This is a genomic window from Burkholderia sp. B21-005 (assembly GCF_020843965.1).
In the GTDB taxonomy this organism is placed as follows: Bacteria; Pseudomonadota; Gammaproteobacteria; order Burkholderiales; family Burkholderiaceae; genus Burkholderia; species Burkholderia ambifaria.
On the sequence record NZ_CP086303.1, the window covers coordinates 327,082 to 342,671 of the forward strand.

Sequence of the window (15,590 nt, forward strand, 5' to 3'; positions counted from 1 at the left end):
TGCCGCGGCGCATCACGCGAAGTCACGTCGGGTCGCATCACACATCGCCGCCGGAGCCGGCGAGTTCGCCATCGCGTCGCTCCGCGTGTGACGCGATGAAGGCGGCGGCATGCCGATTGCGCCGGTCGTCGGACCCCGCATATGTTCATCCGGCGTGTTGCGCCGCAACGTGGATGACGTTGTACGCCGGTCGCGGATCGCATACGAGCCACGTTCCGCGTTTGCATGCGCCGCGGGGTCGTCTGTACCTGTTCTTTTCAGGAAGGACGCCGATAATGGGACCGTTACCCCACCTCCCGGGAGCCATGCCATGTCCGCAAGTGACGCCTCGTCTTCACGTCCCGATCTCGCGCAGGGCATCGCGCTCGACGACATCGCCGACGGCGCGATGATCGAAGGCCGGGTCGGCGATGCACCGGTGCTGCTGGTGCGCCGCGCCGACGAACTGTTTGCCGTGGGCGCGCAATGCCCGCACTACGGCGCACCGCTGGCCGACGGGCTGCTCGTCGGCGACACGATCCGCTGCCCGTGGCATCACGCGGCGTTCTGTTTGCGCACCGGCGCACTGCTGCGTGCGCCGGCGCTCGACGGCCTGACGTGCTGGCGCGTCGAGCGCCGCGATGGCCTCGCGGTCGTGCTCGATGCACGGCCCGCCGAGTCGCCGCCCGTCCTGAAAGCGGCCGGGCTGCCCGAATCGGTGGTGATCGTCGGCGGCGGCGCGGCCGCGATCGCGGCGGCCGTGACGCTGCGGCAGGAAGGCTATCCGCACGCGATCACGCTGCTGAGCGCGGACAGCGAGCCGCCGTACGACCGGCCGAACCTGTCGAAGGATTATCTGGCCGGCACGGCCGAAGCCGACTGGCTGCCGCTGCGCGGCGCGTCGTTCTATACCGAGCAGCGCATCGACGTGCGCTGCGGCACGCGCGTCGCGCGGATCGATCCTGCGGGGCACGCGGTCGAACTTGCGGACGGCAGCCGCGTCGGCTACGGCGCGCTGTTGCTCGCGACTGGCGCCGAGCCGAACCGGCTGACCGTGCCGGGCGCCGAGCTGCCGCACGTGCGTGTGCTGCGCTCGCGCGCCGATTGCGATGCGCTGATCGGCACGCTGAAGAATGCGCAGCGCTGCGTCGTGGTCGGCGCGAGCTTCATCGGCCTTGAGGCGGCCGCCGCGCTGCGCACGCGCGGGCTCGACGTGCAGGTGGTCGCGCCCGATGCGCAGCCGATGGCGCGCGTGCTCGGCGAGGCGCTCGGCGACACGATTCGCGCGCTGCACGAGTCGCACGGCGTGACGTTCCATCTCGGCGTGACGCCCGCGCAGATCACGCCGGACCGCGTGACGCTATCGAACGGCGACGTGCTGCCGGCCGACGTCGTGGTGGTCGGCATCGGCGTGCACCCGGACGTCGCGCTCGCGCAGGACGCGGGGCTGGCTGTCGATCGCGGCGTGACGGTCGACCGCTTCCTGCAGACGAGCGCACCGGACATCTACGCGGCCGGCGACATCGCGCGCTGGCCCGATCCGTTGACGGGCGAACGCATTCGCGTCGAGCACTGGGTCGTCGCGGAGCGGCAGGGCATCGCGGCGGCGCGCAACATGCTCGGCCAGCAGCGGCCATTCGACGCGGTGCCGTTCTTCTGGAGCCAGCATTACGATCTGACCGTCCGCTATGTGGGACATGCGGAGCAATGGGACCGCGTCGAGATCGACGGCGACCTGCGCGCGCACGACGGTTCGGTGACGTACTGGCGCGGCGACAAGCGGCTCGCGGTCGCGACGATTGGCCGTGATCTCGACTGCCTGCGGGCGGAAGAGGCGCTCGAGCAGCAGGGCGCAGCAAAGTCGTGCTGACGGCCGCGTTCGGGTGGCATTGACCGCGTCGCGCGGCGGTTGAACCCGCGACGCCGGGGCCGACCGACCGCGCACACGCACATGCACACGCACACACGCACGCGCACACGCGGCAAGCACGCCAAGCACGCCAAGCACGACAAGCACGACAAGCACGACATGCGTGGCACACCCCGACGGGCGCGCACCTTGCTAGCACAGCGCGACGGTACCTGCACCGGTGCCGCCTTCGACAAAGAGGGCCCGACATGAAAGCAGTGGTATTTCATGGCATCGGCGACATTCGCATCGATACGGTACCCGACCCGGAAGTCGCGCAAGCGACCGACGCGGTCGTGTCCGTGCTCACGTGCCGCGAGCCGCTGACGAACGCGATCGACGCGTACCGCGCGTTCGACGTGCGCGAGCCCGGCTGGAGGAAAGTGAAGCCGATGCCATGACGATCCGAACTGGAACGAGGAGCGCTGCGATGAGCGAAACGAATGCTTGCTATGACAACTGCATGGCCGCGTGCGACGCGTGCGCGCAGGCCTGCGACGCCTGCGCGGCCGGATGCCTGGCGGAGCCCGACGCACACAAACTGGCCGACTGCATTGCGCTGGACATCGAATGCGCGCAGCTGTGCCGCTTCGCGTCGGGCGTGATGGCGCGCCGCAGCGTGCTCGCGCCGCGTGTGTGTGCGCTGTGCGCGCAGGTATGCGAGCTGTGCGCGGTCGAATGCCTGCGCCATCTGCACGAACATTGCCGCCGCTGCGCACTGGCGTGCGACGCGTGCGCGGCAATGTGCCGCGCGATGGCTTGAGTGAGCACCTACGTGAGGGCTTGAGCGATAGCGTAAACGTTCATGGCGCGCCATGCACCGTGCGCGCGACACGCTGCAGCAGGGCGTCGAGCACCGCCATCTCGAGCGGTTTCACGAGGTGATCGTCGAAGCCTTCGCGCGCCGTGCGCGCGAGATCCGATGAGCTGGCATTACCGGACAGCGCGACACAGGTCATGCCGCCCACCGTGTCGATCGCGCGCAGTTCGTGCAGCAGCGTGTAGCCGTCGACGTCGGGCATCGACAGGTCGATGAGCATCAGATGCGGAACGGTATCGCGCACGAGCGCCAGCGCGTCGTTCGCGTTGTACGCGACGCGCGGCGCGTGCCCCTTCAGCTGCAGCAGCACGGCGAGCGTGTCGGCCGAGTCGCGGTTGTCGTCGACGACGATGATGTTCAGCGGCGCGGCGGCCGGCTTCCCGGCGCGCGGCGCGGGCGCTTCGACCCGTGCCGTTTGCGCATGGTGCTCGACGGGCAACCGTACCGTAAATGTCGCACCCTGGTCGGGACCCTCGCTTTCGGCGGAGATCCTGCCGCCATGCAGCTCGACGAACGACCGGCAGATCGCAAGGCCGAGCCCGAAGCCGTCGACCGGACGCCGGCCCGGCACGCCGTCCTGGTCGAACAGGTCGAAGATCGTTTCGAGCGAATCCGCCGCGATGCCGACGCCGTGATCGGTCACGCGGATCGCGACGGTGGAACCCTCGCGGTCGGCGGCGACGTCGATCCGCCCGCCGGGCGGCGAGAACTTGGACGCGTTGTCGAGCAGGTTGTGCAGCACCTGCACGAGCCGCGCGGCGTCGCCACGCACCACCACCGGTTCGGACGGCAGTTCGACGCGAAGATGCTGCTGGCGTGTGGCCAGCTTCGGCTGGATGCTCTCCACGCCGCGGCACACGACGTCGCGCACCGTCACCGGCGCGTTGTCGAGTTCGACCTTGCCGGCCGTGATACGCCCGACGTCGAGCAGATCGTCGACGAGCCGCGTCAGCTGTCCGACCTGACGGTGCACGGCGTCGCGGCATTGCGCGAGCATCGGCACCGGATCGGGCAGCGTTTGCAGCACGCTGACGGAGTGGCGCAGCGGCGCGAGATGGTTGCGCAGTTCGTGCGCGAGCATCGCGATGAATACGCTGAGCCGGTGCGTCGACATTTCCAGTTCGGCGAGCCGCTTGCGCTCGGTCATGTCGCGCGTGATCTTGATGAAGCCGGCCAGCTGGCCCCCATGATCGCGAACGGCCGTGATCGTCACGCTGGCCCAGAACAGCGAACCATCCTTGCGCACGCGCCAGCCTTCGTCCTCGAAGCGGCCGCGCACGGTCGCTTCGTGGAGCCCGAACGCGGGCCGGCCCGCGGCGATCGCGTCGGGCGGATAGAAGCGCGAGAAATGGTGGCCGATGATCTCGGCGGTGCGATAGCCCTTGATGCGCTCCGCGCCCGCGTTCCACGTCGCGACGTTGCCTTGCGGGTCGAGCATGAATACCGCGTAGTCGGTGATCGCCCCGACGACGGTTTCGAAGCGGAACTCGGCGAAGCGGTGCACCAGATCGCGTGCATCGTCGGGGCCAAGCGGCGGATGTAACTCGGATATGGCGTCGTCTGTCTTCATTGAACGGTAAGTCAAATGAGGGTAGCCTCAGGCCGCCCGGCCGCGCCTGGCGGAGCCGGTTGCGGCGATTCGAACCGGATTGAGTCGCTCGAAAGCATACGGGAACCCGATTCACCAGATCAATGGGTGCGCATTGTGCGTGCCGCGTGTCGCCTGATCCGGCCGATCGGGCTGCCGGCGGCCCGATCGCCGTCGGCGCGGCATGCCGATTGCGCTGTCGTCCGACCCGCGCTACACGGGCACATCGGGCACGCCAGCGGTCCTGCGGCCCCGCGGAACACGAGGACATCGATATGAACAGTACACTGAATCCCGACAACGAATCGGCCGGCCCGGACGACGAGAACGCGCGGCGCGGCCGCGACGGCCGCGCGCTGGGGCCGAGCGACTCGTCCGACAGCGGCAGCGACACGGCCGGCGCGCGGCGCTATCCGTTCGACGTCGATTCACCGCTCGACGAGCACGCGCTGGAACGCGGCGACGCGGCGCTCGACAGCGATACGGACCGCGCTGGCACCGGCGAGCGCGCGTCCGCGGACGGCGATGCGGGGCTCGAGGACGCCGCCGATATCGAGCCGGATCGCACCGAACGGCTCGACGAGGCCGGCCTCATTGACGACCCCGACGATCCGGACGAGCCGACCGGCTCGGGCATGGGCGGCGCATAGGGCCCGATACGGCGCCGTTCCGCGCAAAAACTGCAATCGCGTTGCAGATAGGGGCGGCGGCCGGCGCCGGCCACCGGTGCCGGCGACTGACGCTCGACAGGAGCTTCCCAAAGAGAACCAGGAAGGGGCGACAGCGCGAATCGATGAACCGCGCCGCGTCGCCCGCCCGTCTCGCGGTGTCGGCCCCGGCTGCGAACGCGGCACGCGATTTGCAACCGTCCGAACGACGCGCGCCGCGATGCGGCATGGAGCCGTGCGCGGCACTGGGGCGCGCAAGGAGGACACGATGCAACGACGATATCCGGGACGGCAAGCCGAACGCAGCGGGCCGCCCGACTGGCAGGAACGCGGCGAGCGCGCGTATCGGGGCGGCGAGCGCGACTTTCGCGGCGGCGAATCCGAGCGGCACGACGCCGACTATGAATCCGCATACCGGCGCTTCGCGAGCGAGAACGTCGGCCCGGAAGACTGGGGCAGCGAGTGGAGCGAACGCTCGGCGCGCACGTCGGCCGAGCAGCGTCCGGACTGGCGCGACGCGCCGGGCGGTTCGCGCGAACCGGACTGGGAAGCCGAGCGCGGTTACGGCAACCGCGGTCGTCGCGCGGAAGGCGGCGAGGGCCGTGAAGGCCGGTATGGCGGCGATCAGCCGGGATTCCGCGGTCATCACCGGATGGGCTGGTACGGCGGCGAGCGCGACTATGATCCACGCGATCCGCGCCGTACCGATGCGCAACGCGAGGCCATGCGCCAGCGCCGTGGCCCGAAAGGCTATACGCGCTCGGACGAGCGCATTCGCGAGGACGTCTGCGAGCGGCTCACGCATGCGCTCGACATCGACGTGAGCGACGTCACCGTGCAGGTGCGCGACGGCCGCGTCGAGCTGGACGGCACCGTGCCGTCGCGCTGGATGAAGCACGACATCGAGGACATCGCCGACGGCTGCATGTGCGTGCGCGACGTCGAGAACCGCGTGCGGGTGCGCCGCGACGACGAACACGAACCGGGCACGGTGCTGCATCCGTCCCAACGCACCGTCACGCCGACGCAGCCCGCCGTGCGCGACCCTGAACCGGGCAGCGGCACCGGCCGCGAATCGCATCATTGACGGCGCGATGCGCGGGATGACCCGACCACGGACCCAGGCATCGCGCGCATGACGGCCGGCACCGACGAGCTGGCGCGCGACGGCCGCGCGCCGCTCGACGCGCTCACGTTGTCCGGCCATACGCGCGAGCGCGACCGCGACCGCGAGCGCGACCGCGAGCGCGACCGCGAGCGCGCGCTCGAAGGATTTCCCTGCCTACCTGACCCAGCCCGCCCTAGCGGACGACCTGATCGCGGCGCTGCGCGCGCTCGCGTTTTCCTCCGGAGACCTCCATGCCGAACCTTCTGCATCCGACGCCACCCGCCACCCTGACCGAGCGTCGCGGCGGTAGCGCGTTCGCCGATCGCCAGGCCGCGGTCGCGGCCGTCGAGCTGCTGCTGCCGACGTTGTCGGCCGCGTTGCAGAGCGACTTCGTCGGCGACAGCGGCTGTCTGCACATCGTGATCATGGATCCGGCGCTCGGGCCGCGCGATGCCGCGTTCGAGGACGCCATTCTTTACGAGTTCTCGCTGCCCGACCCGAAGGACTGGGATGCCGACTAGCGCGCCTACGCACGCGCGAAGGCGCGGCTGTCGTGGGAAACCGGCCGCGACGGCCATGTCGTGCAGGCGCTGGAGCCGTACCGGCTGCGCGCGGGCGATACGAACCTGTGGGGCGGTGTCGCGCAGCACGGGATCATGGTCGGCGTATCGGGCGCGCAACCGTGGTTCGACGAGGCGTTCGCGGGCTGCATCGCACACTGCCTGCGCGCGCTCGCGAAGCACCGCGCGCAGGCGACGCCGGACGCGCTCGCGATCGGAACGTAGGCGAGCGGGCACGTTTTTACAGCCTGTTATAAAAAAGCCAGCGACCCCGAGCCGGCCCCCGGCACGGCGCGGGCGCGCGCAGACGGGCATGGTTCTCGCTGTACCCCTGTACCGACGCTTGTCGCGACAAGTGTCACGGCCACGAATCCGACGATTCTTCGGACGCATACAGGAGATGCAGGTGAACGCGACTCACGATCCCGCTGGCCCGTCGCTCGCCGGCCGCGCCGCGCTCGTGACGGGCGGCGGCCGCGGCCTTGGCGAAGCCATCTGCGAGGAGCTTGCACAACACGGCGCGAATGTGATCGTCGCCGATCTCGATGGCGATCGCGCGGCGGCCGTCGCGCGACGCCTCGAGCGGCATGGCGGCCACGCGGTCGGACGGCCGCTCGACGTGCGCGACGAAGCGTCGGTGCTGCAGGTCGTGCACGACGCGCGCGAGGCGCTCGGCGATCTCGACGTGATCGTCAATAACGCGGCGATCGACGTGACCGCGCCGATCGACGACGTCAGCGTCGCGGCGTGGCGGCAGGTGTTGATGACCAACTTGTTCGGCCCGTACCTGATGTGCCACGCGGCCGTGCCGATGATGAAGGCGCGCGGCAGCGGCCATATCGTCAACATCGCGTCGACGGCGTCCAAGCGCGCGTGGCCGAATGCCTCCGCGTATCACGCGACGAAGTGGGGGCTGCTCGGGCTGTCGCATGCGCTGCATGCGGAGTTGCGGCCGGCCGGCGTGAGCGTGTCGGCGATCGTCGCAGGCGGGATGCGCACGCCGTTCCTGCTCGACCGTTTCCCCGACATCGACGAGGACACGCTGCAGCCGCCGGAGCATGTCGCGGCCGCCGTGCGTTTCGTGCTGACGCAGCCGCCGGGCACCGTCGTGCCGGAGCTGATGGTGTTGCCGATGAAGGAGACGTCATGGCCCTGAAGCGCGAACGGCGGCTGCCCGGCGCCGTGCTGCTCGACAAGGACGGCACGCTGCTCGAGAACGTGCCGTACAACGTCGACCCCACGCGGATGAAACTCGCGCCGGGCGCGAAGCGCGCGTTGCGCACGCTCGGCGCGACAGGCATACCGATCGTGGTTGTGTCGAACCAGCCGGGCGTCGCGCTCGGCCGCTTTACCGAACCCGAGCTTGGCGCGGTCCGCCAGCGTCTCGCCGAACTGTTTGAAGCGAACGGCGCGGCGCTGGCGGGCTTTTTTTACTGCCCGCATCACCCGGCGGGCAGCGTGCCGCGCTATAGCTGCGACTGCATCTGCCGCAAGCCACGCCCCGGCATGCTACGCCGCGCGCTCGCTACGCTCGGCGCGGTCGCCGAATGGAGCTGGATGATCGGCGACATTCTCGATGATGTCGAGGCCGGCCGCGCCGCACGCTGCGGCACGATCCTCGTCGACCGCGGCAACGAGACCGAATGGCGGCTCGATGCCAGGCGCACGCCGCACCACGTGGTGCCCCGACTCGATCTCGCCGCCGACCTCCTCGTGCGCGACGCCGTGCGCCGTCACGGTTCGTGGGTGCGGCGATGAGCGCGGCATGGGATCGTGCACGCCGGATCCTGTGCGTGCGGCTCGACAGCCTCGGCGACGTGCTGATGACGACGCCCGCGCTGCGCGCGCTGAAGGAGAGCGGGCACGGCCGCCGGCTCATCCTGCTGACGTCGCGCAGTGGCGCCGCGCTGTCAAAGCATCTGCCGATGGTCGACGACGTGTGGGCGTATGACGCGCCATGGGTCAAGCATCCCGGCGCGCGCGGCGATCCGGTCGTCGATCTCGACATGATCGGCCGGCTGCTGGCCGGCCACTTCGACGCGGCCGTGATCTTCACCGTGTACAGCCAGAGTCCGCTGCCGGCCGCGATGATGTGCTGGCTCGCGGGCATCCCGCTGCGGCTCGCGCATTGTCGCGAGAATCCGTATGAACTATTGACCGACCGCGTGCCGGAACTCGAGCCGGAATCGTACGTGCGCCACGAGGTCGCGCGCCAGCTTGCGCTGGTGCGCTCGATCGGCGCGAAGACGTCCGACTGGCGGATGGCATTCGAGCCCGGCGACGTGGCGCGGCACGCGCTGCACGCACGGCTGCGTGCCGCGTTGCAGCGGATCGGCGGCCCGCGCCGGCCCGGGGCGGCGCGTGCGCGCTGGCTCGTCGTGCATCCGGGCGCGAGCGCGGCGTCGCGGCGCTGGCCGGCCGAGCGCTTCGGCGCCGCGGCCGCGCGGCTCGCGCCGCTGTTCGACGGGATCGCGGTGACGGGCAGCGCCGACGAGCGCGCGCTGGTCGAGGCGGTGTGTGAACACGCGGGGCCGCGCGCGGTGCCGCTCGCCGGTGTGCTGGCGCTCGGCGAACTCGGCGCGCTGATCGAGACGGCCGATCTGCTGCTGTCGAACAACAGCGGCCCCGTGCATCTCGCGGCCGCGCTCGGCACGCCGGTCGTCGACCTGTACGCACTGACCAATCCGCAGCACACGCCGTGGCGTGTGCCGCATCGCGCGTTGAACGTCGATGTGCCGTGTCGCAACTGCTATCGGAGCGTATGCAACCAGCCGGGGCATCCGTGCCTGCTCGGTGTGAGCGTCGACGACGTCGTCGCGGCGACGCACGCGCTGCTGCGCGGCAACGAGCGCGATGCGCAACGCGCGGCCGCGCGGGCCGCCGTGCGCGGCGTGGAGCCGGTCGCCGCGAACGCATCGAACGTGATTCCCTTCGCGCACGTCATCACCAGGAGCTGACGTATGCCCGACTCCACTTACACGCTCGGCATCAACGCCGCGTTCCACGACAGCGCCGCGTGCCTCGTGCGCGACGGTGTCGTGCTCGCCGCGGCCGAGGAGGAACGCTTCACGCACGTGAAGCACGCGAAGCGGCCGGTGCCGTTTTCGACCTGGGAGCTGCCGTATCACGCGATCGACTACTGTCTCGCGGAAGCGGACCTCGTGCTGGCGGAGGTCGACCATGTCGCGTATTCGTACGATCCGTGGCTCGAACTCGATCGGCACGGCAACGCGCCCGAGCTGACGCTGCCGCTGGCGCCGTCCGTGCACGCGCCGCGCGCCGGCAGCGCGTCGCCGTGGCATCCGCTGTTCCTGTCGTCGATCGTGAACGCGCCGCGCCAGCTCGCGGGCGGCGCGCCGCATCACCTGCAGCGGCGCTTTCGCGGCGTCGCGCACGACGGGCCGTTCCGCTGGCACTTCATCGAGCACCATCTCGCGCACGAGGCGAGCGCGTTTCTCGCGGCGCCGTTCGACCACTGCGCGGTGATGACGCTGGACGGGCACGGCGAACGCGCGACGACGAGCTACGGCGTGTTCGACGGCCAGACTTACCGGCGGCTCGGGCAGGTCAACCTGCCGCATTCGCTCGGCCTGCTGTACGAGCACGTGACGCACTACCTCGGCTTCCTGCATTCGTCCGACGAGTACAAGGTGATGGCGCTCGCGGCGTACGGCAAGCCGGGGCTCGCCGACGAGATGCGCAAGCTGGTGAGCTACAACGGCGAGGGCCGCTACGAGGTCGTCGAAGCCGATCTCGCCGCGCGGTTCGGCGCGCCGCGCGAGCGCGGCGGCCCGATCGAGCCGCATCACTGCGACATCGCGCATGCGCTGCAGGTGGTGCTCGAGGAAACGGTGTTGCAGGCAGTCGACTGGCTCGCTGCCGAGAGCGGCGAGAAGCAGCTCGCGATGGCGGGCGGCGTCGCGCTGAACTGCGTGATGAACGCGAAGATCCGCGATCGTGGGCCGTTCGACGATGTGTGGGTGCAGCCGGCCGCCGGCGACGCGGGCACCGCGCTCGGCGCCGCGTTGTGGACCGACTTCCGGATGCGCGGGATGCGCGGCGACTGGCGGATGGACCATGCGTATCTCGGGCCGTCGTACAGCGACGACGCGATCGAGGCGTTCCTGAAGGAGGCGCAGTTGCCGTACCGGCGGCTGGCCGACGTCGCCGCGCAGACGGCCGCGCTGCTCGCGGCGAACCGCGTGATCGGCTGGTTCCAGGGCCGCATGGAGTTCGGGCCGCGCGCGCTCGGCGCCCGCTCGATCCTCGCGTCGCCGATCGATCCGGACATGCAGCGCAAGCTGAACAGGATCAAGAATCGCGAGGACTTCCGGCCGGTCGCGCCGGTCGTGCTCGAAAGCCGCGCGCATCAGTGGTTCAACGGCGGCCGGCGCACACCGCTGCGCGCGCCGTTCATGCTGTTCGCGTACGACGTCGCGCCCGGTGCGGAAGCGAAGATTCCGGCGGTGCGCCACATCGACGGCACCGCGCGCGTGCAGACCGTCGACGAAGCGCAGCATCCGCTGCTGCATGCGCTGTTGTCCGAGTTCGACGCGCTCACCGGCGTGCCAGTGCTCGTCAATACGTCGTTCAACACGCGCGGCGAGCCGATCGTCTGTTCGCCGCGCGACGCGATCGAATGCTTCTGGACGTCGCCGCTCGACGCGCTCGTGATCGGGTCGTTCCTGCTGGAGAAGCCGAGATGAACATGCGCGCCACGCAACTGCCGCCGGTCGTGTCGGTCGTCGTGCCGACCTACCGGCGGCCCGACCTGCTCGAGCGCTGCCTCGACGCGCTGTGCGCGCAGGTGTTCGATCCGACGACCTACGAGATCGTCGTCGTCGACGACGACCCGGCCGGCAGCGCGTGGCCCGCCGTCGACGCGTGCCGTGCACGCATGGCCGACATACCGGTGATCCGCTACATGACCGCGCCCGATACCCAGGGGCCGGCCGGCGCGCGCAACGTCGGCTGGCGCAGCGCGCGCGGCGCGCTGATCGCGTTCACCGACGACGACACGATTCCCGATCCGACCTGGCTGCGCTACGGCGCGGCCGCGCTGCTGGCCGAACCGTCGGCAGCGGCGGCGGCCGGGCGCATCGACGTGCCGCTGCGGCCGCGCCCGACCGACTACGAACGCGACGTGGCCGGCCTTGCGCGGGCGGAGTTCGCGACTGCGAACTGCTTCGTGCGGCGCACGGCGCTCGAACGCGTCGGCGGTTTCGACGAACGCTTCACGCGCGCGTGGCGCGAGGACGCCGACCTGATGTTCGCGCTGCGCGAGCATGCGGGGCCGATCGTCGAGGTCGACGCCGCGCGGATCGTGCATCCGGTGCGCCCCGCGCGCTGGGGTGCGAGCATCGGCCAGCAATCGAAGGTGTATTTCGACGCGCTGCTGTACAAGAAGCATCGCGCGACCTACCGGCGTCATATCCGGCCGATGCCGCCGTGGAATTACTACGCGGCCGTGCTGTTCGCGCTCGGCGCGCTCGGTTGTTTCGCGGCCGGCTGGCGCGCGGCGGGCATCGCGTGCGCGCTCGCCTGGGCCGTGATCACCGCCGCGTTCTGCGCGAAGCGGCTGCGCGGCACGCGGCTCACGCCGTCGCATGTCGCCGAGATGATCGTCACGTCGATCGCGATTCCGCCCGTGTCGCTGTACTGGCGCATGCGCGGCGCGCTTCACTTCCGGGTGTTCTTCCTATGAGTTTCGATTCCGCTTCATCGTCCGGTCCGAGCCGCATCGCGGTATTTCGCGCGCTGCAGCTCGGCGACATGCTGTGCGCGGTGCCGGCGCTGCGCGCGCTGCGACGCGGCGAACCGGATGCGCGCATCACGCTGATCGGGCTGCCGTGGGCACGCGAATTCGCGTCGCGCTTTTCCGACTACATCGACAACTTCATCGCGTTTCCCGGCGCGCCGGGCCTCGGCGAGCAGCCGGACGCCGAGCCGTCCGCGCGCGAGGCGTTCGTCGCGGAATGCCGGGCGCGCGACTTCGATCTCGCGATCCAGCTGCACGGCAGCGGCGCGCAGACCAACGCGATCGTCGCGTCGCTCGGCGCGACGCGCACCGCCGGCTTCGTGCCGCCCGACGGCGGCACGACCGCGCTCGATTGTCAGGTCGCCTGGCGTGACGGCGAACCCGAGGTCACGCGCTGCCTGTCGCTCACGCGCACGCTCGGCTATCCGGACTGGGGCGACTACCTCGAATTCCCGCTCGGCGGCCTCGACTACGCGCTCTGGCATGTGCTGTGCGAAGAATACGCGCTCGATCCGGGCCGCTACGTGATCGTCCATCCGGGCGCGCGGATGGCATCGCGGCGCTGGCCGGTCGAGCGTTTCGCGAGCGCCGCGCGGCAGCTCGCGGCCGACGGCTGGCAGATCGTGCTGACCGGCACGCGCGCGGAAATCGCGCTGGCCGCCGCATTCGCCGAGCAGCTCGCGCGGCCGTGCGTGAACCTGTGCGGGCGCACGCCGCTCGGCGCGCTGGCCGCGCTGATCGGTCGCGCACGGCTGCTGCTGTGCAACGACACGGGCGTGTCGCATGTCGCGGCGGCGCTCGGTACGCCGAGCATCGTCATCGCCTGCGGCAGCGACACGGCCCGCTGGGCGCCGCTCGACGCCGAACGTCATCGCGTGATCGCGAACTACCCGGCGTGCCGGCCGTGCATGTTCGACACCTGCCCGTACGGGCACGAATGCGCGAGCGCGATCAGCGTCGACGACGTGATGGATCGGGCGGGCGAACTGCTCGCGGAGGAGAGGCGTCATGTCACGTAAGCGGTTGCGCGTGCTCACCTGGCACGTGCATGGCAACTATTTGTATTACCTGTCGCAGGCGCCGCACGATTTCTACCTCGTGACGAAGCCGCAGCATCCGCCCGGCTATGCGGGGCGGGTCGGGCATCTGCCCTGGGGTGACAACGTGCACGAGGTGAGCGTCGAATGCGTGCGCGACACCGAGTTCGATTGCGTGCTGTACCAGCATCACCGTCACTACGAGCAAGACCGGATGCGACTGCTGAGCGACGCGCAGCGTGCGTTGCCCGCGCTGTTCGTCGAGCACGATCCGCCGCGCGAGCATCCGACCGACACGCTGCATCCGGTGCAGGATCCGAACATGTTGCTGGTGCACGTGACGCCGTTCAACGCGCTGATGTGGGACAACGGCGTCACGCCGACGCGCGTGATCGAGCACGGTGTGCTGCTACCCGACGGCATCGAGTATCGCGGCACGCTGCCCAAGGGCGTGACGGTCGTGAACAACCTCGCGCGGCGCGGGCGGCGTCTCGGCGCGGACCTGTTCGAGGTGGTGCGCCACAGCGTGCCGCTCGATCTGGTCGGAATGGGCTCGGCCGAACTCGGCGGCATCGGTGAAGTGCCGAACCCGGCGCTGCCGCAGTTCCTGTCGCACTACCGGTTCTTCTTCAATCCGATCCGCTACACGAGCCTCGGGCTCGCGGTGATCGAGGCGATGATGATCGGGCTGCCGATCGTCGCGCTCGCGACGACCGAGATGGCGCAGCTCGTGAGGAGCGGTTACAACGGTGTCGCCGATACGCGGCCCGACGCGTTGATCGACGCGATGCGCATGCTGATTCGCGATCCGGAACGCGCGCGCGAGTGGGGCGCGGCGGCGAAGCGCGACGCGTGCGAGCGGTTCGGCATCGAGCGCTTCGCGCGCGACTGGGACAACGCATTGCGCGACGTTGCGTGCTAGCGTGAACGGGCCCTGATCGACGCGGCGCTTGAAGCGGGCGCGCTTACGCGCTCGGCGGGCTCGCCGGCGTGGGCGCGCTCGCGGCAGCGCCGGTGCTCGTGCTGCTGGTGCCATTGGCGCCACTGGTGCTCGACGTCGGCGCGGCGGCGCCGTTCATCGCGTTGCGCTCGTGTTCGGGCAGCAGCGCGAGGCGGTTGTAGAGTGTCTTCAGGCTGATGCCGAGCGCCTTCGCGGTGCGCGGCTTGTCGCCGTTGAAGTGGCGCAGCGACGCGACGATGAAGCGCTGCTGCGTATGCGCGAGCGTCGTGCCGATATGCAGCGTCATCGCGTTGTGACGCACTTCCTCGCGCGGCGGCAGGCGGCGCGGCAGCTGCAGTTCGATCTGCTCGTCCGCGAGGATGAACGCACGCTCCAGCGCGTTGCGCAACTCGCGCACGTTGCCGGGCCACGTGTAGGTGCGCAGCGCCTTCATCGCCTGCATCGACAGACGCTTGCGCGTGCGGTGCCGCGCGTTCAGCCGCTCGACGATCTGCAGCGCGATGTCGCCGACATCGTCCTCGCGCTGCCGCAGCGCGGGCACGTGCAGCGCGATCGTCGCGATCCGGTAGAACAGGTCTTCGCGCAGCCGGCCGCTGCGCACGGCCTCGACCGGATCGTGATGGGTGGCCGCGACGATCCGCACATCGAGCGGAATCGCTTCGTGGCCGCCGACCCGCACGATCGTGTTCGATTCGAGCGTGCGCAGCAGTTTCACCTGCAATTCCGCGGGCATTTCCGCGATTTCGTCGAGAAACAGCGTGCCGCCGCGCGCGGCTTCGAACATGCCCACATGTTGTGCAACGGCGCCGGTGAAGCTGCCTTTTTCATGTCCGAACAAATGGGACTCCGCGATGTCCTTCGGAATCGCACCGCAGTTGACGGGCACGAACGGGCCGCGCCGGCGCGGGCTCATGTCGTGGATGAGCCGCGCGACGATGTCCTTGCCGGCACCGCTTTCACCGACCACGAGCACACTCACGCGCGTTGCGGCCACGCGCGAAATTTTCAACATCAAGTCCTGGATTGTTCGCGAACGGCCGAACAGCCGCGTGCCGTCATCGTCGGATTTCGACATGAGTGATATCGCATTTGGGAAGTTTTGACCGAAGCCGTCGGGACAAGATGAAAAAATGACGTGGCATGCGCCGTTTTTCACGTAGAAAGCATACCTCTTATACCGAAGGCCGCAGATTGAATCTGGC

14 protein-coding genes and 2 pseudogenes are annotated in these 15,590 nt (G+C 69.8%); 14 read left to right on the top strand and 2 right to left on the bottom strand.

Features of this window, described 5'->3' with window-relative positions:
* Positions 1-310 precede the first annotated feature (310 nt).
* The 3 genes from LMA02_RS31990 to LMA02_RS32000 all read left to right on the top strand — a co-directional run bounded on the left by LMA02_RS31990 (position 311) and on the right by LMA02_RS32000 (position 2,651).
* On the top strand, positions 311-1,849 hold the full coding sequence (locus LMA02_RS31990) for an FAD-dependent oxidoreductase (RefSeq protein WP_228910683.1): 1,539 nt from the start codon (positions 311-313) through the stop codon (positions 1,847-1,849).
* Between the two features lie 248 nt (positions 1,850-2,097).
* Positions 2,098-2,289: a hypothetical protein gene (locus LMA02_RS35465; RefSeq protein ID WP_324251338.1), complete on the top strand. Its 192-nt coding sequence runs from the start codon at positions 2,098-2,100 to the stop codon at positions 2,287-2,289.
* A gap of 29 nt (positions 2,290-2,318) precedes the next feature.
* On the top strand, positions 2,319-2,651 hold the full coding sequence (locus tag LMA02_RS32000; RefSeq protein ID WP_228910684.1) for a four-helix bundle copper-binding protein: 333 nt from the start codon (positions 2,319-2,321) through the stop codon (positions 2,649-2,651).
* Between the two features lie 40 nt (positions 2,652-2,691).
* Here the strand turns inward: LMA02_RS32000 and LMA02_RS32005 are convergent, their stop codons facing one another.
* Positions 2,692-4,278 carry an ATP-binding protein gene (locus LMA02_RS32005; protein WP_228910685.1) on the bottom strand — a complete coding sequence of 529 codons (1,587 nt, stop codon included), beginning with the start codon at positions 4,276-4,278 and terminating at the stop codon, positions 2,692-2,694.
* Between the two features lie 293 nt (positions 4,279-4,571).
* On the opposite strand from LMA02_RS32005, the gene LMA02_RS32010 reads away from it, so the two are divergent.
* The 11 genes and pseudogenes from LMA02_RS32010 to LMA02_RS32060 all read left to right on the top strand — a co-directional run bounded on the left by LMA02_RS32010 (position 4,572) and on the right by LMA02_RS32060 (position 14,349).
* Positions 4,572-4,946, top strand: a complete 375-nt coding sequence (locus tag LMA02_RS32010) for a chemotaxis protein (RefSeq protein ID WP_228910686.1) — start codon at positions 4,572-4,574, stop codon at positions 4,944-4,946.
* Between the two features lie 286 nt (positions 4,947-5,232).
* The gene (locus LMA02_RS32015; protein ID WP_228910687.1) at positions 5,233-6,051 is read left to right on the top strand and encodes a BON domain-containing protein; all 819 of its coding nucleotides are present in this window, start codon (positions 5,233-5,235) and stop codon (positions 6,049-6,051) included.
* Between the two features lie 78 nt (positions 6,052-6,129).
* Positions 6,130-6,382: pseudogene (locus LMA02_RS32020) on the top strand (hypothetical protein); the annotation flags it as partial.
* Positions 6,324-6,857: pseudogene (locus LMA02_RS32025) on the top strand (hypothetical protein). The pseudogenes LMA02_RS32020 and LMA02_RS32025, both read left to right, overlap by 59 nt.
* Positions 6,858-7,032: 175 nt before the next feature.
* Positions 7,033-7,788, top strand: coding sequence for an SDR family oxidoreductase (locus tag LMA02_RS32030; RefSeq protein ID WP_228910688.1), 756 nt, complete (start codon positions 7,033-7,035; stop codon positions 7,786-7,788).
* A complete protein-coding gene (locus LMA02_RS32035; RefSeq protein WP_228910689.1) occupies positions 7,779-8,390 on the top strand; it encodes a D-glycero-alpha-D-manno-heptose-1,7-bisphosphate 7-phosphatase in 612 nt (203 codons plus the stop codon). Before LMA02_RS32030 ends, LMA02_RS32035 begins: the two co-directional genes overlap by 10 nt.
* Positions 8,387-9,589 (top strand): glycosyltransferase family 9 protein, encoded by a 1,203-nt coding sequence (locus LMA02_RS32040; protein WP_228910690.1) that lies wholly within the window; start codon positions 8,387-8,389, stop codon positions 9,587-9,589. The genes LMA02_RS32035 and LMA02_RS32040 overlap by 4 nt, the downstream gene beginning before the upstream one ends.
* A 3-nt stretch (positions 9,590-9,592) precedes the next feature.
* Entirely contained in the window at positions 9,593-11,338 is a 1,746-nt protein-coding gene (locus LMA02_RS32045) for a carbamoyltransferase (protein WP_228910691.1), read from the top strand.
* Complete coding sequence (locus LMA02_RS32050) at positions 11,335-12,336, top strand: glycosyltransferase family 2 protein (RefSeq protein WP_228910692.1); 1,002 nt, start codon at positions 11,335-11,337, stop codon at positions 12,334-12,336. Before LMA02_RS32045 ends, LMA02_RS32050 begins: the two co-directional genes overlap by 4 nt.
* Positions 12,333-13,409, top strand: a complete 1,077-nt coding sequence (locus tag LMA02_RS32055) for a glycosyltransferase family 9 protein (protein ID WP_228910693.1) — start codon at positions 12,333-12,335, stop codon at positions 13,407-13,409. The genes LMA02_RS32050 and LMA02_RS32055 overlap by 4 nt, the downstream gene beginning before the upstream one ends.
* Positions 13,399-14,349 (top strand): glycosyltransferase, encoded by a 951-nt coding sequence (locus tag LMA02_RS32060; RefSeq protein WP_228910694.1) that lies wholly within the window; start codon positions 13,399-13,401, stop codon positions 14,347-14,349. Before LMA02_RS32055 ends, LMA02_RS32060 begins: the two co-directional genes overlap by 11 nt.
* A gap of 43 nt (positions 14,350-14,392) precedes the next feature.
* Here the strand turns inward: LMA02_RS32060 and LMA02_RS32065 are convergent, their stop codons facing one another.
* Positions 14,393-15,463, bottom strand: coding sequence for a sigma-54 interaction domain-containing protein (locus tag LMA02_RS32065; RefSeq protein WP_228910893.1), 1,071 nt, complete (start codon positions 15,461-15,463; stop codon positions 14,393-14,395).
* Positions 15,464-15,590 lie beyond the last annotated feature (127 nt).